Genomic DNA, 21,004 nt, shown 5'->3' with positions numbered 1-21,004 from the left:
GATCGCGGGCCAGCATCAGCCCGATCTTGTCGGCGAAGATTTCCTGGCCGGTATTGTCGACCACGCCGCAGCGGTCGCCGTCGCCATCGAAGCCGAGCGCCAGGTCGGCGCCGTGCTCGATCACGGCCTTACTCATTTCATGGAGCATTTCGTGGTCTTCGGGATTGGGATTGTACTTGGGGAAGGTCGCATCGAGATTGCAGTCCATCTCGATAACTTCGGCGCCCATGGCACGCAGGGTCTGGGGTGCGAAGGCGCCTGCCGTGCCGTTGCCGCAGGCGCAGACGACTTTCAGCTTGCGCTTCAGTTTCAGCTTGGATGAGATGTCGTCCATATAGCGTTGCTGGACGCCGTCGACACGCTTCAGGCTGCCGCCAGGACGCTCGACGCCCAGACCGCCTAGGACGATCTCCTTCAGCCGGCCCATCTCGTCCGGCCCGAAGGTCAGCGGCGCCTGGCAGCCCATCTTGACGCCGGTCCAGCCATTGTCGTTGTGCGAGGCCGTAACCATGGCGACGCATTGTGCGTCGAGGTCGAACTGGGCGAAATAGGCGATCGGCGACAGGCACAGGCCGATATCGATGACCTCGATCCCGGCCTGCATCAGGCCCAGGATCAGGGCATTCTTGATATTGGTCGAATAGGAACGGAAGTCGTGGCCGGTGACCAGTTTCGGCGTCACGCCACGCTCGTATATATAGGTCCCGAGTCCAAGGCCCAGGGCCTGGATGCCCAGCAGGTTGATCTCCTTGCCAAAGATCCAGCGGGCGTCGTATTCGCGAAAGCCCGTCGCCTTGACCAGGGCGATCGTCTCGAAGTCGTAGGAATTTTCAGGTATCGCGGGCTTGGGCAGCAGGGTCATTAATTGTCTCTTCAAGTAGGGAGGGGCGCTCGGACAAACGGCACGAGCCGATAGCTCAGTTGAAGTAAGGAACCAATGCGGCCCGTGCTGCGTCGGCCAGATCAGGGCGTTTCAGGGCCAGGGCGACATTGGCGCGCAGCAGGCCGATCTTGTCGCCGCAGTCATAGGTGACGCCGTCATATTCCAGGGCATGGAAGGCCTGGGTTTCCATCAGGCGGAACATGGAATCGGTCAGTTGGATCTCGCCACCGGCGCCGCGTTCCTGCGTGGCCAGCAGTTCGAAGATCTCGGGCTGCAGGATATAGCGTCCGGAGACGATGAGATTGGACGGCGCGGTGCCCTGAGGTGGCTTTTCGACCATGCCGGTCATCCGGTTCAACCGGCCGTCGCGGCTATCGAGCGCCACGACGCCATACTGATGGGTCTGCTCCATCGGTACCGGCTCTACGATAATGATATTGCCGCCTTTTTCATCATAGGCATGGATCGCCTGTTTCAGGGCCGACACCTCGGCATCCATCACCATGTCGGGCAGGATGACGGCGAACGGCTCGTCACCGATGATATCGCGGGCGCACCATACCGCGTGTCCCAGGCCGTGCGGTTGCATCTGGCGCACGAAGCTCATTTCGCCGGGTTTGGGCAGTTCCGCCAGCATCTCGTCGAGGATATCGGTCTTGTTCTTGGCGCGCAGTTGCGCTTCGAGTTCGACCTGATGATCGAAATAGTCCTCGATGGCGCCCTTCGAACGTCCGGTCACAAAAACGAAATGCTCGATTCCCGCTGCCCGCGCTTCCGCGACGATATAGGACAGAATTGGACGGTCGACGACATTGAGCAGTTCTTTCGGGACCACCTTGGTGCCGGGCAGGACGCGTGTGCCCAGACCGGCAACAGGCACGACCGCCTTGCGAACGCGTTTATATGACACGTGTAAAGACCTCGAATAATATGGGAGTCCGGCCTCGAATGCGCCGGAAAACTGAATTGCGGCGGCAACTTAGTGTGCGGTATCCGAAACGGCAACCTCCGCCGGTCAATTTTCGGAGCAGATCATAAAAAATTCTTGCGCCGTTTGCGCCAAGGTCCCGCAAGTCCCAAAAAAAATTACCCCGCGGACCGCAAAGGACCGAGGGGCAAATAGGTCAGATTGGGGGATAAATCCCAGGGAAGGAAATCGGCACCCGAAAGCGTCGATAGGTCCTGTTATCATGATTTTTGAATAATGCAAATTAAAATATTTAATCTCACATTCGCGTTTCACGCTTGCAAGGCGAACTATTGTATTATTTATTGGCAAAAAAACAGAGGCTGTTTTGGCCTCGCAACGGGAAATAGGGAGCAAGGCATGCGTGGGAAGAGATTCGGCATGATGTTGGCGGGCATGATCGCCGCCACGACCGGACTGGGTACAGCGGGGCAGGTGGCCGCGCACGAAACCCTGGGGCTCGACATGCCCAAGCCCGAGATCGCCATGACGCCGCCCATGGGGTGGAATTCGTGGAACAAATTTGCCTGTGATGTCAATGAGGCCAAGGTGCGCGGCGTCGCCGACGCCATGGCTGCATCGGGTATGAAGGACGCCGGCTATCAGTATATCGTCATCGACGACTGCTGGCAGAAGACCCGTTCGGCCGACGGCACCATACAGGCCGATCCGGACCGCTTTCCGTCGGGCATCAAGGCCCTGGCCGACTATGTCCATGCAAAGGGACTGAAGTTCGGCCTCTATTCCGACGCCGGCAACAAGACCTGCGGCGGTCGCCCGGGCAGCCGCGGCTATGAATATCAGGATGCGCGCACCTATGCGGCGTGGGGCGTCGACTACCTGAAATACGACTGGTGCTATACCGGTCCGTCCAATGCCGAAGCCAACTACACCACCATGGCCAAGGCTCTGCGTGAATCCGGGCGCGATATTGTCCTGTCGATTTGCGAGTGGGGCGACAACAAGCCGCGTGAATGGGCGGCACCCATCGGCCATCTGTGGCGCACCACGGGCGATATTCGCGACAACTGGGACAAGGACGAGGGCTACAGCCATTCCTTTCTGTGGATACTCGACCACCAGGTCAATCTGTGGCCGGATTCCGGTCCCAACCACTGGAACGACCCGGACATGCTGGAGGTCGGCAACGGCGGCATGACGGAAACCGAATACCGCTCGCATTTCAGCCTGTGGGCCATGCTGGCAGCCCCCCTGATCGCCGGCAACGACCTGGCGAGCATGACGCCGGAGACCCTGGCCATCCTGACCAATAAGGACGTCATCGCGGTCGACCAGGATCCGCTGGGCCAGCAGGGCCGCCGCCTGGTCAAGGACGGCGATTATGAGGTCTGGGTACGTCCGCTGAAGGGCGGAGACCGCGCCGTGGTGCTGTTCAACCGCTCGGCGGCCGCCAAGACCATGTCGGTCGACTGGGAAACCCTGCAGATGCCGGGCGCGATGAAGGCCAGCGTCAGAGACCTGTGGTCGAAGACGGTGACCAAGGGCGTCAAGGGTAGCTATTCGGCCTCGGTCCCGTCGCACGGCGTGGTGATGATCCGCGTGACGCCAACCGTATAGATCCAAACCCAAGGCCGGACATCGGGCGGCGAGGGCGTGATGGCCTCGCCGCCTTTTGCGCTTTTACCAGGTGATATGGCTGAGGAAGTTGGGATCACTGGCCGTGGTGCTGAGCACCGTGATGGTATTGCCGCCGCCCAGATCGATGATCGCGCTGGTCCCAGACTGGAAGATCACAACCCCGCCACCATTTACCACGCCATTGCTGTAGGCGTGGATATTGACAAGGTCGTTCTGGCTGGATTTGAAGTCGTTGATGACGTCCTGACCACTGCCCAAGCCGAAGATAAAGGTGTCGGCGCTCGAACCCCCGATCAGGGTATCGTTACCCGCGCCGCCAGTGAGGATATCCACGCCGTTACCGCCATCCAGGCTGTTATTGCCGCTGTTGCCGGTGATCGTGTTGGCGATGTTGTTGCCGGTGGCGTTGATATTGGCCACGCCCGTCAGGTTGAAGATTTCGATATAGGCCGAAGCGCCCAGGGCATAGGTGACCGAGGCATTGACTGTGTCACCCGTACCGCCGGTGCTGCCGTCGACCGTCACGTCGGCGGCATCGTCAACCACGAAGGTATCGTTGCCCAGTCCGCCGGCCATGGTGTCCGCGCCCGCACCGCCATTGAGGACATTGTTGCCGCTATTGCCATTGAGGACATTGATCAGGGCGTTGCCGGTGGCGTTGATATCGGCGGAACCCGTCAGGGTCAGTGTCTCGGCATAGGCCGAGGCGTTCAGTGTGTAGGAAACCGAAGCCTGCACCGTGTCCGTGCCTTCGCCGGTCAGTTCGACGATGCTATCTGCGGCGCTATCGACGACATAGGAGTCGTTGCCCAGGCCGCCGGTCAGGGTGTCATTGCCCGCGCCGCCGTCCAGCCGGTCATTGCCGTCGAGGCCCAGCAGTTTATTGGCGCCCGTATCGCCCGTCAGGCTGTTATCGAGCGTATTGCCAGTGCCGATAATATTGCCGGCTCCCTGCAGAATCAGGTTCTCGACATTGTTCCCCAGGGTGTAGGTCACGGTGGAATAGATCAGGTCCGTGCCTTCCGCGGCATTTTCCGTGACGACGTCGGTGGTGCGTTCGACATAGTAGGTGTCATTGCCCAGACCGCCGGTCATGGTGTCGGAGCCGCCACGCCCATCCAGTATATTGTTGCCGGTATTGCCATTCAGTGTTTCGGCGCGGCTTAAGGTCCCGCCATAGGCGTTGACATGGGCAGCCCCGGTCAGGTTGACGACTTCGATATAGTAGGCGCCAATATCGAAGGAGACCTTTGCATTGGCCACATCGACGCCAACGGTCATGGTCTCGATGACGATATCGCCGGCATTGTCCAGCGTGTAGGTGTCGCTGCCCGCCCCGCCGATCATCGTGTCGGCGCCAGCGCCGCCGTTCAGGTCATTATTGCCTGCATTGCCGGTCAGGGCGTTGTCGAGCGTGTTGCCAAGCGCATTGATATCCGCCGATCCCGTCAGGCAAATCGTCTCGATATACTGCCCGACGGCCGAATAGGTGACGGTGCTGTAAACTATGTCATTGCCGCCCAGGTCGGCTTCGTAGGCATGGTCGCCGGTATTGTCGACATAGAAGGTGTCGTCGCCCAACCCGCCGGTCATGCGGTCGTTGCCTTTCTTGCCGTCCAGCACATTGTTGCCGTCATTGCCGGTGAGGGTGTTATTGCTGGTGTTGCCGGTACCATTGATATTGCCGTTGCCGGTAAGAAACAAGTTTTCGACCTGGACGGCCAAGGTAAAGCTGACCGAGGCATAGACCACATCCGTACCCTGGCTGTAGTTGTCGAAGACGACGTCGCCGGCATCGTCGACAACATAGGTATCGTGACCGATACCGCCACTCAGCGTATCGGCGCCGCTGCCGCCATCCAGCCAGTCGGTGCCTCCGCTGCCGGTCAGGGTGTCGTTGCCGCCATTGCCCAGCACCGTGTCGTCGCCCAGGCTACCGTCCAGTGTATCGTTACCGCTATTGCCTTCGATCAGGTTGTTAAGGCTGTTACCGATGCCGGAGGCGTCCCCCGTGAAAAGACGCAGATTCTCGACATTGGCCCCCAATTTGTAGCTGACCGTAGAGTAAATGCTGTCGTGGGCACCGCCATCCGCAGCTTCGACAACCATGTCCTGGACGGTGTCGATATAGTAGCTGTCGTCGCCGTCTCCGCCATACATGGCATCGATCCCCAGGCCGCCGTCGAGCGTGTCGCTGCCTGCGCTGCCGGTGAGGAGATTGTTCAATTCGTTGCCCTGGCCATAGGCGGCTCCGCCGATGAAAGTCAGGTCCTCCAGATTGGCGCCCAGGCTATAGATGCCGCCAGCGGTCCGGACCTGGTCCCTGCCTTCATTGGAGGATTCCATCACCACGTCACCGACATTGACCGTAAAGGTATCGTTACCCGCTTTGCCGTACAGCGTATCGTTACCCGCGCCGCCATCGATTATATCGTTGCGGGTTGTGCCGGTCAGATTGTCGGCGCCGGAACCGCCGGTCAGGTTTGCTATATCGAGGCCGGTTCCCGACGAACTGAAGGTGCCGATTGCGTCGAAGACATAGAAATTGCCGGCAACATCACAGTCGAAGGTGATCCCGCTCGTGTCAGCGCTGAAATCCCCAATCAAATGATCAAAGCCAAGGCCAGCTTGCCAATAAAACTGCGCCGTCGCCAGATTGATCGTCAGGATGTCGTTACCGGACCCCGTCGAAAGGCTGTCGAGCCCTTCGACATTCTTGACTGTGGTTCCGTCAACCAGGGTAATGCCGCCGCTGGTAGCCGCGGTAACGGCATTATAGCTGACATTGGCGACTTCGTCGGACAGGTCGAGCGTAATCAAATCATAACCCGAGCCGCCATCGACCGAGTCGATCCCGGCGCCGGCGTCGATATGGTCGTCACCGGCTCCGCCCGTCATCGTGTCGTTGCCGGCGCCGCCATAAATGGAGTCATTTCCGTCCGCGCCGTTCAGAGCATCGTTGCCCTCGAGCCCGTACATTTCATCGTCGGCGTTGGTACCATTATAGATATCGTTGCCCAGCGTGCCTGGATAATATGCCATGCTTCAGCCCTGTCATATTTGTTTTGAATTGCTGGCTTTTGAGGCACGCAACTCTAAAAAGGGGGCTTTGGCAATACGGAATACCAATGTTATGCCGGCGTGTCGGTCATAGCTTGGTATTACTATACTTGGCTATGCGCGCACTTGCGACGCGCGCCGATCGGTTGCGGCGGCTAAACCTCTGCCGCCTCGATCAGTTTCAGCGACTCGATCAGGATGATTTTCGATGCGGCCTCCGCCGCCACCGCGTCGCCTCTTTCGATAGCGACCAGGATCGCCTCGTGAGCGGCGATGCTGGCCGTGTGGCCGGTGATCTTATTGGTCAACTGGATCGACAGTTGCAGGGCGTTGTTGATCAGTGGTTTCAGGCGCCAGAAGAAGGGATTGCCCGACGCCTTCAGGATGGCGACGTGGAAGTCGATATCGGCCTGCAGCCCGGCCTCCTGATCGCCGGTCGTGGCGATCATACCTTCCAGGCCAACACGGATAGCCGCGATGGCCGGGCGATCCTGGACCGTGGCGGCGAGGGCAGAGGCGGTTGGTTCGATAGCCAGGCGCATTTGGGCGAATTCGCGGTAGATCTTGTTGGAGAACGGCCGTTCCATCAGCCAGCGCAGAACGTCCGGATCGAGCAGGTTCCAGTTGTCGACCGGCTCGATGCGCGTGCCCTGGCGCTGGCGGGATGACAGCAGACCCTTGGCCGACAACATCTTGACCGCTTCACGCATGACCGTGCGGCTGGCGCCGTAGCGCGTGCACAGTTCGGCTTCGGTGGGGAAGATGGTGCCGTCGAACTCGCCGGTAACGATGGATTGTCCGAGCGTCTTGAGGAGGCCGTAGGCCAGGCTGACGCCATGTTCGGAGCGCATTTCGAGCGGCTTTCTAGTCGTTTATGTTATTTTGAGACGGAGATTCGTTTCCCTGAGGGGCAAGCTTACACGGGAATGCCAACATAAAACAAGTTACCTCCTTTTGACTTGCCGCAGCCCGCGCAATTTTATATGACAATTTCCACACATGATAAGCGCATCATATATGAATAAGCGCTTCAGGGACGATTCTAGCCAGCGGGAGGCCCCTATGCTTAAAGTGTCAACCAAGCGAATCCAGGCCGGAGTGTTAGCGCTATCAATGGCCATGCTGGCCTTTGGCGCCGACGCGGCGACCAAAAAGGCGCCGGTGGCGAAACCCATCCCGCAGCTGGTTCAGAAAGATGGCAGGTTCGCCCTGATGGTCGACGGCGCGCCGTACCTTATCCTGGGTGGCCAGGCCAACAATTCCAGCAACTATCCCGCCATGCTCGACAAGGTTTGGGCCGGCATTGCCGACATGCAGGCCAATACCCTGGTCATGCCTGTCGCCTGGGAGCAGATCGAGCCGGTCGAGGGCAGGTTCGACTTCAGCTTCCTCGACACCCTGGTCCGTGAAGCGCGCCAGCACAACGTCCGCCTGGTCATACTGTGGTTCGGGACCTGGAAAAATACCGGTCCGAGCTATACCCCGACCTGGGTCAAGACGGACAATAAGCGTTTTCCGCGCCTGAGCAACAAGGACGGCACGACCTCTTACAGCCTGTCGCCGCTATATGATACGACGCGCGAGGCCGACAAGAAAGCCTATGTCGAATTGATGAAGCACATCAAGGCGATCGACGGCGCCCAGCGCACCATCATCATGATGCAGGTGCAGAACGAGGTTGGCGTCTATGGCGCAGCGCGTGACTTTTCTCCCAAGGGCGATGCCCTGATGAACCAGCCGGTGCCGGCGGCGCTGCTGGCCAAGTACAAAAAGCAACCGGTAATTGGCCAAAACAACTGGAATGAGGTGTTCGGCAAGGATGCCGATGAATATTTCCACGCCTGGTCGATTGCGACCTATTGTGACGATATCGCCGCCGCCGGCAAGGCCGTCTATGCCCTGCCGACCTATATGAACGACGCTTTGAAGGACCCGCTCAATCCCGACCAGCCGGCGGGGTCCTACGCCTCGGGCGGGCCGACCTACAACGTACTCGACGTCTACAAGGCGGCCGCGCCACATATCGACATACTGGCGCCGGATCTCTATTCGGCCGCGTCCAACTCCTATGAGGCGACGTTGAAATTCTACCGCCGCCCGGACAATGCCTTGTTCGTCGCCGAAAGTGGTAACCGCAGCGTCTATGCCCGCTATATCTTCTCGGCCCTGGGCCAGCAGGCCATAGGTTTCGATCCGTTCGGCTTCGACTACACCGGCTATTCCAACTATCCGCTGGGCGAAAAGGACTGGGGCCCGGACAAGGTCAAGCCGTTCGGCACGGTCTACAAACTGTTTGGCAGCTTCGATCGCGTCTGGGCGAAGCTGAGCTATGAAAGCCAGGTGTGGGGCGTGTCGGAACCCGACGACCACACGGCCCAGACGCTCGATCTCGGCACGAAATGGAACGCCAAGGTCACCTATCGCCAATGGCAGTTCGGCATGCCGGAATGGGATCCGGAAAACAAGAACGGCTTCCCGGAAGGCTCCGACGTGCCGAGCGGCGGCGTTGCCGTCGCCAGACTGTCGGACAACGAATTCCTCGTCGCCGGGCTCAATGCGCGTATCTCGTTTGGCGCTGGCGCAGATAATGCCAGCAAGGGCATGTTGCTCGACCGTGTCGAAGAAGGGCATTATGATTCTGCCGGCCACTGGATATTCGAGCGCGTGTGGAATGGCGACGAAACCGACTATGGTCTGAACTTCACCGGCGAACCGAGCCTGCTCAAGGTTCGCCTGGCGACTTATGAAAAATAACAGGGCATGACCCTCAAAAACCAAAAGGGAGTGATGAGATGAAGACGAAGATTTGGGCGTCAAGCTCGATGATCGCCATGCTGCTCGGCGCCGGTACGGCCATGGCGGGCTCTTACGACAAGACGCCGACCGGTATCGTGGTCCATCCGGATTCGGGTGCGGCCAAGGAACTGCACCTCGACGTCATGACCGATGGCGTGATCCACGTCCTGGGCCTCGATGACGTCAAACGGGCCCAGATGCCGTCGCTGATGACCATCGCCGAGCCGAAAACCAGTGGCTTCACGGTTGACAGCGGTAACGGCTATGTTGTGCTGAAGGCCGCCAAGGCTTCGGCCAAGGTGTCGCTGAGCGACGGGCTGGTCACCTTTTTCAACGCCAAGGGCGAAGCCGTCCTGACCGAAAACAATTTCGCCATCACGCCGGTCACCGTCGAAGGCAAGCCCTTCGTCACAACCCAGGCCCGGTTTAACAAGGGCACGACGGACGCATTTTACGGCCTGGGCCAGCACCAGAACGGCCAGATGAACCTGAATGGCGAAGACGTCCTGTTGTCGCAGCACAATATGGATATCGGCATTCCGTTCGTCGTCTCGGACAAGAATTACGGCGTGCTGTGGGATAACAATTCGATCACCCGTTTCGGCAATCCGACGCCCTACGGCGCGATGGGGCGTGACCTGAAACTGACGGATGACAAGGGCAAGGCCGGCGCTTTGACGGCGCGCTACTATGTCGACGGCAAGCTGGTCCTGACGCGGCGCGAAGCCAAGATCGACTATCAGTACCTGTCGGACGTCGCCGCCAACTGGCCCAAGCAACTGGACGCCAAGGCCATTGCCGGCAAGTCTGTCAAGGTGGTGTGGGACGGTGCCCTCACGTCGGACGTCACCGGCACGCACAAGATGCAGCTCTATGTGTCGGACTATGGCGACCTGACCCTGGACGGCAAGAAGGTCCTGAGCGTATGGCGGCAGAACTGGAACCCGTGGTACCACAATTTCACCGTCGATTTCGTCAAGGGGACACCGGTCAAGTTCCATCTCGAATGGAAGCCGTCGGGCGGCATGGTCGCCGTCACCCACAACAACCCGCAGCCCGATGCCGACCTGCACTCCCTGACCTTCACTTCGGAAGCCGGCACGGGCCTGAACTACTACTTCATCTCGGCCGACAGCATGGATGGGGTGATCGGCGGCTATCGTGACCTGACCGGCCAGGCGCCGATGATGCCGAAATGGGCCTACGGCTTCTGGCAGTCGCGCCAGCGTTATGAGACCCAGGACCAGCTGGTCGGCGTCCTTAAGGACTACCGTGCACGCGGCTGGCCCATCGATAACATAGTACAGGACTGGTTCTACTGGCCGGAAGACCAGTGGGGTTCGCACACCTTCGATCCCAAGCGTTTCCCCGATCCGAAGGGTATGGTCGACGCCGTCCACGCCGAAAACGCCCATATCATGATTTCGATCTGGGGCAAGTTCTACGCCAATACCGCCAATTACAAGGCGTTTGAAACCAAGGGCTACATGTGGACGCAGAACGTCAAGGACGGGGCGCGCGACTGGGTCGGTCCGGGCTATCTCAACAGCCATTACAGCCCCTATAATCAAGAGGCGCGCGACATGTATTACAAGCAGTTGCACGACACCCTGGTGGTCAAGGGCTTCGACGCCTGGTGGATGGACAATACCGAGCCGGACGTGCGTTCCAATACCAGCCCGGCCGAGTTTGCCTCGCTGATCACGCCGACTCAGATGGGACCCGGCGCCATCGTCCATAACGCCTATGCCCTGATGAACACCAAGGCGATGTACGAAGGACTGAAGGTCGACCAGCCCAATACGCGCCAGTTCATCCTGACGCGGTCAGGCTTTGCCGGCATGCAGCGCAACGCCGCTGCGGCGTGGAGCGGTGATACTGTCGCCCGCTGGAACAACCTGTCCGACCAGATTTCGGCCGGGGTGAATTTCTCGCTGTCGGGCGTGCCCAACTGGACGCACGATATCGGCGGCTACGCCCAGGAGGCGCGTTACCAAGGCGCCGACGCGGCCGGCCTGCAGGAAAACCGTTCGACCGGCAGCCAGATCAAGCCGGAAGACCAGAAAGAATGGAACGAGTTGAACCTGCGCTGGTTCCAGTTTGGTGCATTTTCGCCGCTGTTCCGCAGCCATGGTGAGGGGGTGAAGCGCGAGATTTTCATTATCTCGTCCGACAACAGCGACATGCGCGACAGCATGGTGTGGTACGACAAGCTGCGCTACCGCCTGATGCCCTATATCTATGCCACGGCCTCGGACACCTATTACAATTCCGGCACCATCATGCGCGGCCTGGTGATGGACTTCGGCAGCGACAACGCGGTCAAGGACATCAAGGACGAATACATGTTCGGCCATGCCCTGCTGGTCGCACCGGTCCATGAATATGGCGCCCGCTCGCGCAGCGTCTACCTGCCCGCCGGCGCCGACTGGTACGACTTCTATACCGGCGCCAAATCGGCCGGTGGACAGTCGCTCGACGTCTCCGCGCCGGTCACGCAAATTCCGTTGTTCGTCAAGGCAGGCTCAGTTCTGCCCGTCGGGCCGGTCATTCAGTATGCCGCCGAAAACCCCGGCGCGCCGATCACGCTGAACGTCTATACCGGCGCCGACGGATCGTTCAGCCTCTATGAGGACGACGGCGTCAGCAACGGCTATACGCATGGCGAATTCACCCGCATTCCATTGTCGTACAACGAACTGACCGGTGAACTGACCCTCGGGGCGCGCACCGGCGGCTTCAAGGGCATGGTCGACAAACGCGTCTTCCGCGTCCGCTTTGTCACACCGGGCACCTCCAGCTCGGCCTCGTTCGATGATTACAGCGCTGAAGTCGCTTATGAAGGCAAGCCGGTGACAGTCAAAAGGTAGCGGCAAACCTCGGGGAGATTTTACCCGAAGGGCCGGCGGAGACGCTGGCCCTTTTGGCATTCCAGCTTGTTTTTTTATATCTCTGCGCCATACTCGATAAGGGCCACGCGTCCGGTTTGGTTGGCCCGACGTACAAGAAGTCTTCGCTCATTATACAGGTCGACCAATGTCCGCAGAAGCCAACACGCTCTCTCCCGAAGCTGAACTGAAAAACCTGCCCTTTGCCATCCGCAAGGGTGTCGATATGCTGCGTAAGGCGTGGCAGGTCGGTGTGCTGGATGTCATCCTGCCCAGCGGCCAGCATATGCCGATCGAAGGCAAGGAGGCCGGACCGACAGGCACGCTGCAGGTGAAGGACTTCAACTTCATGAAGCGCGTGATGAGCTCGGGCGATATCGGCTTCTGCGACGGTTACCGTGAAGGCGAGTGGGACACGCCGGACCTGGCGACCCTGCTGGAAGTCCTGACCCTGAACAGCGTCAAGCTGGGCCAGTTGTTCACCGGCAATATCATCGTCCGGACGATCAACAAATGGCTGCATATGTTCAACAAGAACACCAAGACCGGCTCAAAGCGCAATATCTTTGCCCATTATGATCTCGGCAACGGCTTCTACGACCAATGGCTGGACCAGAGCATGACCTATTCGTCGGCGTTGTTTACCGGCGAACGTTTCCGCGAACACAAGGATCTGGGCGCCGCCCAGAACGCCAAATACGCCAAGCTGGCGCAGCTGGTCGATCTTAAGCCCGGTCAGCACGTCCTCGAAATCGGCTGCGGGTGGGGCGGTTTCGCGCAATATGCCGCCGAGGTGATCGGTGCGCGGGTCACCGGCCTGACCATTTCACCGGCCCAGCGCGAATACGCCATCGAACGCATGGAGCGTCTGGGGCTTTCGGACAAGGTCGATATCCAGCTGATGGACTATCGCGACATCACAGGCCAGTACGACGCCGTCGTCTCGATTGAAATGTTCGAGGCCGTCGGTGAATCCTACTGGAGCACCTACTTCAACAAGCTGCACGACGTGCTGAAAAAGGGCGGCAAGGCCGGCCTGCAGATCATCACCATCGCCGATGAGATGTTCGACGACTATCGCAAGCGCGCCGATTTCATCCAGAAATACGTTTTTCCAGGTGGCATGTTGCCCTCGGCCTCGAAACTGGTCGAGCAGACACGTGCCGCCGGCCTGAAACTGGTCTCGGACTTCAGGTTCGGTCACGACTATGCCGAAACGCTGAAACAGTGGGGTCTTCGGTTTGAGGACGCCTGGAAGGAAGGCCGGATCAAGGGCTTCGACGCCAGTTTCCGCAAGCTGTGGCTGTTCTATCTGGCCTATTGCGAGGCCGGTTTCCGCACCGAGCGCACCAGCGTGGTACATCTGGAGCTTCAGCGGGCGGACTGACATAGTCCAACGCTGAAAGCCGGGCAAGCCTGGGTCGACGCCTATTTTAGCTATTTCAATCTGTGAATCGGACGGCCGGGCAGCGACAAAAGGCTTGTCTCCCTCGTTAAGGAACGTTACCTACGACGCCTGTTTTAACGCCAAAAGCGAATCCGAGTTTGGGGTTGGCTGATTTGGGGGCCGGGTGCACGATACGATAGCCAAGGATCAGGGCGCGACGGCGACGGCACCGCGAATGGGCGCCATTACGCTGGTGCGCCACGGCGAACCGGCCCTGTCGCGGCGTCAGATGCTCGACTGGAAGGGTTATCGCGACTGGTGGGCCAAATACGAGGAGGGCGGGCTCCTCGAAGGCCAGACCCCGCCGCGCTGCCTCAACGACTACGCCCGCGATGCCCGCTATATCTATTCGTCGACCCTGCGTCGCGCCATCGAAACCGCCCAGGCCGTTTGTCACGGACGCTCCTTCATGCCGCTCGACATACTGGTCGAGGCGCCGCTGCCGCCGCCGCATCTGCCGACCTGGATCAAGCTGTCACCCAAGTCGTGGGGCTGGGGCACGGTGTCGCGCCTGTGGTGGTGGTACAGTGACCGCCACGAAAGCGGGGAGACCCGCGCCCAGGCGGAGATACGCGCCAAGAAGGCTGCTGACTTCCTGGTCGACAAGGCGCGCGAAGGCGGCGACGTCCTGGTTCTGGCGCACGGCTATTTCAACCTGATGATCAGCCTTGAACTGAAGAAAATGGGCTTTATAAAGACGGTAGAGCAGGGGTTCAAATACTGGGGGTGCCGTCGCTACGAACTGAAGAAGGGCCGCCTATGACCGAAACTCCCGAACTGTCTTTCGAAGATGCTTTGAAGCAACTGGAAAAGATCGTCACCGAACTCGAATCGGGCCAGGCACCGCTCGAAAAGTCATTGGAACTTTATCAAAAGGGCGCTGAATTGAAGGCGCTCTGCGAAGCCCGCCTCGAAGCCGCGCGCCTGCAGGTCGAGAAGATTTCCCTGTCGAAGACCGGCGCTGTCGAAGGCGTTGTCCCAGCTGCATTCGAATAAAGGAGGCTGTTTTGCGTTCAGACGCCACGCAGGCTTCACCTCGCAAAGGCTCGGGCGCCCAAGAACGTTTTTTGGTGCGCTTGCCGGGCTTCAGAAAGCCCGGACATCAAACATAAGAGAGACCCGATTCAGTGACACCCGTGGCCGCCAATACCGACCTGCCGCCGCTTCAGCAACGGATGGCCGAGACTGCCGACCTGGTGACCGTGGTGTTGGATCAGTTGCTGCCGCGCGGCGAAGGACCGGAATGCCGCCTGACCGAAGCCATGCGTTACGCCGCACTGGGCCCCGGCAAGCGCCTGCGTCCGTTTTTCGCCCTCGAAACCGGCCGGTTGTTCGATGCCGACTCCAACAGCGTGCTGCGCGCCGCCTGTGCCCTGGAATGCATCCACGCCTACAGTCTGGTTCATGATGACCTGCCGTGCATGGACGACGACGATATCCGCCGCGGCCGGCTGACCGTCCATCGCGCCTATGACGAAGCTACCGCCGTCCTGGCCGGTGACGCCCTGCAAAGCGTCGCCTTCGAGATCATGGCCAGCGAGGATACGCACGACGATCCGCTGGTCCGCTGCGAACTGGTCCGCATGCTGGCCCAGGCCGCGGGTGCGCTGGGCATGGCCGGCGGCCAGATGATCGACCTTCTGGGCGTGCCTGACGATCTCGGCGGCGTGGCGCGGATGCAGCGCCTGAAAACCGGCGCCCTGATCGTTTACGCTTTCCAGATTCCGCTGGTCATTGCCGACGTTTCCGACCGCGACGGCATGGCCATGACCCACTTCGCCCAGGACCTGGGGCTGGCCTACCAGATTGCCGACGACGTCCTCGATATCGAGGGCGATCCGGAAGAGATGGGCAAGGCGGCCGCCGGCAAGGACGCTGCCCGCGGCAAGACGAATTTCGTGACCCTGCTCGGCCTGGATGAGGCGAAAAGCCGCGTCAAAATATTGAGCGAACAGGCCAAGTCCCGTCTTGATATTTTCGGCGGAAAGGCGCGATACTTACGCGAGAGTGTTGACTTCGTCCTTCATCGGCGCAATTGACCATCGCCGAAACAGGCGGTAACAACGCGCCCTTATCTTGTAGCGCGTGAAACCGGTTTGGCTGACTTGCCCCCCTTGACTCCCGTCCTCGACAGCCTGCACGACCCGCAGGCCATCCGCAATCTGAGCCCGACCCAGGTCAAGGCGCTGGCCGACGAGGTGCGTGCCGAGACCATCGATGTCGTCTCGCGGACCGGAGGCCATCTCGGTTCGGCGCTCGGTGTCGTCGAGTTGACGGTCGCTGTGCACCATATCTTCGAGACGCCGCGCGACATCCTGATCTGGGACGTCGGTCACCAATGCTATCCGCACAAGATCCTGACCGGCCGCCGCGACCGTATCCGCACCCTGCGCCAGGGGGGAGGCCTGTCGGGTTTCACCAAGCGTTCGGAAAGCCCTTACGATCCGTTCGGCGCCGCCCATGCCGCGACCTCGATCTCGGCCGCCCTTGGCTTCTGCGCCGCCCGCGACCAAAAGGGCGAAAACAACAAGGTCATCGCCGTTATCGGCGACGGCAGCCTGTCGGCCGGCATGGCCTATGAGGCGATGAACAATGCCGCCGAAACGACGCGCAACCTGACCGTCATTCTCAACGACAACGACATGTCGATTGCCCCTCCGGTCGGTGGTATGAGCGCCTATCTCGCCAATCTGGTATCAGGCGGCGCCTACCAGTCGTTCCGCCGCTGGGGCAAGAGCGTCGCCGAGCGCCTGCCGCGCTCGATCTTCGAAATGGTGCGTAAGTCCGAAGAACTGTCGCGTACCTGGGTCACCGGTGGCACCTTTTTCGAGGAACTGGGCTTCTACTATGTCGGTCCGATCGACGGTCACAATATGGAGCACCTGTGCACGGTCCTGCGCCGGGTCAGGGAAATCAACGACCGCCCGGTCCTCGTCCATGTCGTGACGCAGAAAGGCAAGGGCTATGCTCCGGCCGAGGCTGCGTCGGACAAATATCATGGCGTGGCGAAGTTCGATGTCGTCACCGGCGAACAGGCGCGGCCCAAGGCCAACGCGCCGAGCTATACCGATGTCTTCGCCGCCGAACTGATCAAACAGGCGCAGCGCGACGACAAGATTGTCGCCATCACCGCTGCCATGCCGTCGGGCACCGGCCTCGACCGCTTTGCTGAAATCTTTCCGACACGCTGCTACGACGTCGGCATAGCCGAGCAGCACGCCGTGACCTTCGCCGCCGGCCTGGCTGCTGAAGGTATGAAACCGTTCTGCGCCATCTATTCGACCTTCCTGCAACGCGGCTACGACCAGGTGGCGCACGACGTCAGTCTGCAGAACCTGCCGGTGCGTTTTGCGCTTGATCGGGCGGGGCTGGTCGGCGCCGATGGCGCCACCCATGCCGGTTCGTTCGATATCGGCTATCTCGGCGCCCTGCCGCAGATGATGATCATGGCGGCGTCGGACGAGGCCGAACTGGCGGCGATGATCGCGACCGCCACGGCCTATGACGAAGGGCCGTGCGCCTTTCGCTATCCACGCGGTGAAGGTATCGGCATCGACATTCCCGACATGGCCGCTCCTTTGGAAATCGGCAAGGGCCGCATCGTCCGCGAAGGTTCCAAGATCGCCATCCTGTCGCTGGGGGCGCGGTTGCAGGAATCGTTGAAGGCCGCCGACATGCTGGCGGCGCGCGGCCTCTCGACCACGGTCGCCGATGCCCGCTTCGCCAAGCCGCTGGACAAGGCGATGATCCTGCAACTGGCCCGTCACCATGAATGCCTGATCACGATCGAAGAAGGCGCGGTCGGTGGTTTCGGCGCCTTTGTGCTGCAGTTCCTGGCGGGTGAGGGGGCGCTGGATGCCGGGTTGAAGATCCGTACCCTGACCCTGCCCGACATCTATCAGGATCAGGACAGCCAGGCGAACCAGTATGCCCAGGCCGGTCTCGACGCCCATGGCATCGTCATGACGGCGCTGAAAGCGCTTGGGCTGGAAGAGGCTCTGGCGGCGAAGGTGGTCAGCGGCTAAAGCTATTTGGGGGACGATGCGGGGGCTAATCGATGGACTGGCGAAGATGTTCGGCGGCGGCTCTGAGCCGGCGGCGGCTGAATTGTTGCCGAAGCTGACCTCTATAACCTTGAAAGGTCGCGCGCGGCTGGGTGAACTGCTGTTGCTGGAAACCCGTATCGACGAAGCCCAATCATCGAACCTGGACGCTGTCCAAAGCTATATCCTCGACCTGATTTCCGCAGGAGAGCCGATCGAAGTCCACAGGCTTGACACGACACTGCGCGTCCGTGCCCACGCCTTTGTCGGCGACATCACGGCTGACGGCGACGGCTGGCATCTCAAGGGCCGCTTCAAGGATAGCGGCCGTGACGACCGCTTTGCGACGGCGGCCGACTTGATCTGGGGTGGCCTGATCCTGACAGGGCGGCCATCGCAACATATCGTTCGGCTGTATGAGATTCAGAAACAGCGCTGATGGTAGGGGCTGGCATTAAGCCTGTAAGTTTTCAGTCCCGCCCCTTGACCATAACTGTTGCACTTGGGACAATTGCCACCAATGCATATAAAAACACCGCTGGTGACGGAAATCACCCTAACCGCGCAAAATCTCAGATCACTGGTTTGGGACGGCGACACGCTGATCGACTGGGCCGGCGGCGGAGCCCGGTATGGTCTTGGTGGCGACGCCTTGCCGAGTACTTTTTCCTCCGCGTTTCCGTTCGACGCGGCCGTCTCGTCGACCGACGGCAGTTATGCCGTTATCTACCAGAAGCTCGGCACTAAAGGCTTGGTTTTGGAAAGGGGGAAATTTCTCCGCGAAATCAATCGCAGCTTCTACCATGCCTGCGCCTACGAGTATCCTATAACCCTGGCCCGTGGACCGGATGGCCGCGACATCCTCATCCATTGCCCAGATGACTATAATCGTCTCGAAGTCGAGGACGTAGCCAGTGGAAAACGATTAACAAGCTCGCTCAACCGTAAACCTTCGGATTTCTTTCACTCGCGCCTTTCGGTCTCATCTGATGGCCGATACCTCAAGAGCGCCGGTTGGCTATGGCATCCGATCGACGATGTCAGTTGCTATGATTTGAGATTAGCCTTGAGCGATCCTGGACATCTTGATGGGAGTGGACTCTTGGGCTCATTTTGTGCCGAGGAATCCAGCGCAGCATTTGACGCCACGGGCCGGCTCTGGGTGGCGGTGGCGGGCGATATCAACGATGAGGAAGACTTGAATGAAGTACGGGTGGCGGTCCCCAACGCAACTTCGCCACCGGATATTTTCCCAATGTCAGCGAAACTCGGAACAATATTTCCGATAGGCGACCAGCACCTACTCAGCCTTTACGAACACCCTAAACTGGTCGCTTTGGCGACAGGGGAAATCGTTCAGGCTTGGCCGCACATTGTGACGGGCAAACAGAAAAGTTCGATTCTGGTCAACCGCCCGGAAGTGCCGACAAGCGCCTTTGCGCTGAATCCAACTAGACTTGCTGTTGCCGCTGGGGACAAGATTTCTGTTCTCATGTTTGATATCTGACCGCTCTGCCGCCGAAATGGCGTTCCGGCTCAGGTTTTCAAGTCCAAAAGAGTTGAAAACTGGGCGTGTTTGATGTGCCGTCGTGCCTTGTCGCCTATCCGCGCCCGCGCCTTTTCTTTTTGCTGGATCACCCATTTGCCGAGCGGTAGATCGGCGACTTTGTATGGCCCTTGGTTGGCGAAGGCGCCTTGCCTCACAGAGCTCTCCAGCGTGTCGGCGACAGCGTCTTCCCGGTCAATAATCTTGCCCGTTGCCGCGTTCGCTTTGCGACGCATGCGTTGCGCGTTGTCCTGCTTGTTGCGTGGGATCGCCTTGCGCGCCGCTTTGTCATTGTTGCCGTAATCGTTGCGGCAGTCACGTGCATAGCTCAACTGCTTCTTATCAGTTGGCGATCTTTGGATAGGCGGGCGACCTTTCTTGCTCATACCGAAAATATAACGGGGGCACGCCCGGCGGGCAATTGCCGAATAACAACGTTGTCAAACGGCGGGCTTGGGCCTATGCCTGACCGGGCGTGGATTCCGGGGAGCATCGTCATGTTGACGCAACTGATGGCCAGGGTGAGGGGCTATCTCACGCGCGAACGCTTCGGCCGAGACGACATGGCGGGGATGTATCGTCCGCTCGTGCGCGGCTTTCTGGCCGTTATCGCCTTTTACTATCTGGTCTGCAGCGTCTTCATCATCCCGTTTCTGGAAAGCTATCCGGTCAGCCTGGTCATGCTGCCGTTGCGGATATCCATTGGGGTGATAGCGATCCTGGCCTTCCGCCTGACGCGCGGCACACCGTCTATGCTCAGGCTGGAACTGACGGTTCTGGTTGTCGGCCTGCATCTTGTCGGCAATTTCACCGTCAATCAATCGACCGAATTCAAACGAGATGCTCTGTTTACTTACGAACTGATCCTATTGCTCATGGCGGCGGCCAGTCCCTCCCTGCGCGTATTCATTGTCACGGTTGGCGCTACTGTCCTCGCCTGGCTGGGACTGACCCAGCTGCACAGTCCGGACATACTGCGTCATCAGACGGGTGTGGCTGTGGCCGGCATAGTCGGGGGGACTGTGATCTGGGGCCTGATCAACAATGCCCTCGCCAGCGCTCGCCGTGCCGTGGCCATTGCTGAACAGCGCAATGACGAACTGGAACGCTTTGCCTATATCTGTTCGCATGACATGCAGGAGCCGGTGCGCATGATGCACACCTATTCCGGCTTCCTGGCCGAGGCCACAGCCGGCCGGCTGGATGAAGACGGGCAGCGTTATCTTGGCTTCATCCAGAGCAATGCGGTCCGCATGCAGGCCATGATCCGCGATATCCTGGCCTTTTCGCGTATCGGCCGCGAAGCCGTCACCTGCGAGCGCGTCGATATTGCCGCCGTTGTAGCCGAGGTCATTGCCGAGAACGAAGCGCGCATTCAAGCGACTGGTGCGCGCATAGATTTTGACGACCTGCCCTGTGTCGACACCAGCCTGACCATGGTGCGGGTGGTGCTGCAGAACCTGATTAGCAACGGACTGAAGTTCCAGGACGGCGCCCATCCACCGAAAGTGCACATCTCCGCCGTGCAGGACGGTCCGGTCTGGCGGATTGCCGTGCGCGACAACGGTATAGGCATCGATCCGGCGTTCCGCGGTCAGCTTTTCACCCTGTTCAAACGGCTGAATCGCAAGGAAGATTACCCCGGCACGGGTATCGGCCTGTCGACCTGCCGGAAATTCCTGCGCCTGTGCGGCGGTGACATTGATTTCACCTCCCGTCCAGGAGACGGCGCCACCTTCTTTTTCACATTGCCTGTGCGTCCGCCCGCTTAACGA

The 21,004-nt window shown here is 59.8% G+C and carries 16 protein-coding genes; 11 read left to right on the top strand and 5 right to left on the bottom strand.

Annotation, left to right across the window (positions count from 1 at the left end):
• The coding region (locus AC1DXO_RS13325) for a phosphohexomutase domain-containing protein (RefSeq protein ID WP_476978643.1) at positions 1 to 862 on the bottom strand (862 nt) is incomplete at its 3' end.
• Between the two features lie 55 nt (positions 863 to 917).
• A complete protein-coding gene (locus AC1DXO_RS13320) occupies positions 918 to 1,793 on the bottom strand; it encodes a UTP--glucose-1-phosphate uridylyltransferase (protein WP_476978642.1) in 876 nt (291 codons plus the stop codon).
• A 417-nt stretch (positions 1,794 to 2,210) separates the two neighbouring features.
• Here AC1DXO_RS13320 and AC1DXO_RS13315 point away from each other — a divergent pair, with 417 nt between their 5' ends.
• Positions 2,211 to 3,428 (top strand): glycoside hydrolase family 27 protein, encoded by a 1,218-nt coding sequence (locus tag AC1DXO_RS13315; RefSeq protein ID WP_476978641.1) that lies wholly within the window; start codon positions 2,211 to 2,213, stop codon positions 3,426 to 3,428.
• A gap of 63 nt (positions 3,429 to 3,491) precedes the next feature.
• On the opposite strand, the gene AC1DXO_RS13310 is transcribed toward AC1DXO_RS13315, so the two are convergent.
• Entirely contained in the window at positions 3,492 to 6,491 is a 3,000-nt protein-coding gene (locus AC1DXO_RS13310; protein WP_476978640.1) for a hypothetical protein, read from the bottom strand.
• A gap of 173 nt (positions 6,492 to 6,664) precedes the next feature.
• A complete protein-coding gene (locus AC1DXO_RS13305; RefSeq protein ID WP_476978639.1) occupies positions 6,665 to 7,360 on the bottom strand; it encodes a FadR/GntR family transcriptional regulator in 696 nt (231 codons plus the stop codon).
• 211 nt (positions 7,361 to 7,571) lie between these two features.
• Between AC1DXO_RS13305 and AC1DXO_RS13300 the strand changes: the two genes are divergently transcribed.
• The 9 genes from AC1DXO_RS13300 to AC1DXO_RS13260 all read left to right on the top strand — a co-directional run bounded on the left by AC1DXO_RS13300 (position 7,572) and on the right by AC1DXO_RS13260 (position 19,190).
• Positions 7,572 to 9,263, top strand: coding sequence for a DUF5597 domain-containing protein (locus AC1DXO_RS13300; protein WP_476978638.1), 1,692 nt, complete (start codon positions 7,572 to 7,574; stop codon positions 9,261 to 9,263).
• A gap of 38 nt (positions 9,264 to 9,301) precedes the next feature.
• Positions 9,302 to 12,175: a TIM-barrel domain-containing protein gene (locus AC1DXO_RS13295; RefSeq protein WP_476978637.1), complete on the top strand. Its 2,874-nt coding sequence runs from the start codon at positions 9,302 to 9,304 to the stop codon at positions 12,173 to 12,175.
• 166 nt (positions 12,176 to 12,341) lie between these two features.
• The gene (locus tag AC1DXO_RS13290; protein ID WP_476978636.1) at positions 12,342 to 13,580 is read left to right on the top strand and encodes a class I SAM-dependent methyltransferase; all 1,239 of its coding nucleotides are present in this window, start codon (positions 12,342 to 12,344) and stop codon (positions 13,578 to 13,580) included.
• 184 nt (positions 13,581 to 13,764) lie between these two features.
• Entirely contained in the window at positions 13,765 to 14,403 is a 639-nt protein-coding gene (locus AC1DXO_RS13285; RefSeq protein ID WP_476978635.1) for a histidine phosphatase family protein, read from the top strand.
• A complete protein-coding gene (locus AC1DXO_RS13280; RefSeq protein WP_476978634.1) occupies positions 14,400 to 14,636 on the top strand; it encodes an exodeoxyribonuclease VII small subunit in 237 nt (78 codons plus the stop codon). Before AC1DXO_RS13285 ends, AC1DXO_RS13280 begins: the two co-directional genes overlap by 4 nt.
• Positions 14,637 to 14,767: 131 nt before the next feature.
• Positions 14,768 to 15,679, top strand: coding sequence for a polyprenyl synthetase family protein (locus tag AC1DXO_RS13275; protein ID WP_476978633.1), 912 nt, complete (start codon positions 14,768 to 14,770; stop codon positions 15,677 to 15,679).
• Positions 15,680 to 15,745: 66 nt separating this feature from the next.
• Positions 15,746 to 17,665, top strand: coding sequence for a 1-deoxy-D-xylulose-5-phosphate synthase (gene dxs / locus AC1DXO_RS13270; protein WP_476978649.1), 1,920 nt, complete (start codon positions 15,746 to 15,748; stop codon positions 17,663 to 17,665).
• A 16-nt stretch (positions 17,666 to 17,681) separates the two neighbouring features.
• On the top strand, positions 17,682 to 18,122 hold the full coding sequence (locus tag AC1DXO_RS13265) for a hypothetical protein (protein ID WP_476978632.1): 441 nt from the start codon (positions 17,682 to 17,684) through the stop codon (positions 18,120 to 18,122).
• 81 nt (positions 18,123 to 18,203) lie between these two features.
• On the top strand, positions 18,204 to 19,190 hold the full coding sequence (locus AC1DXO_RS13260; RefSeq protein ID WP_476978631.1) for a hypothetical protein: 987 nt from the start codon (positions 18,204 to 18,206) through the stop codon (positions 19,188 to 19,190).
• 29 nt (positions 19,191 to 19,219) lie between these two features.
• Here AC1DXO_RS13260 and AC1DXO_RS13255 read toward each other — a convergent pair whose 3' ends face one another.
• On the bottom strand, positions 19,220 to 19,615 hold the full coding sequence (locus AC1DXO_RS13255; RefSeq protein WP_476978630.1) for a hypothetical protein: 396 nt from the start codon (positions 19,613 to 19,615) through the stop codon (positions 19,220 to 19,222).
• A gap of 111 nt (positions 19,616 to 19,726) precedes the next feature.
• Here AC1DXO_RS13255 and AC1DXO_RS13250 point away from each other — a divergent pair, with 111 nt between their 5' ends.
• Positions 19,727 to 21,001: a sensor histidine kinase gene (locus tag AC1DXO_RS13250; RefSeq protein ID WP_476978629.1), complete on the top strand. Its 1,275-nt coding sequence runs from the start codon at positions 19,727 to 19,729 to the stop codon at positions 20,999 to 21,001.
• Positions 21,002 to 21,004 lie beyond the last annotated feature (3 nt).

This window comes from Asticcacaulis sp. P2_C5 (assembly GCF_056404555.1).
The sequence above is the reverse complement of the archived record's forward strand: the minus strand, read 5'-3'. Positions and strand labels throughout refer to the sequence as shown.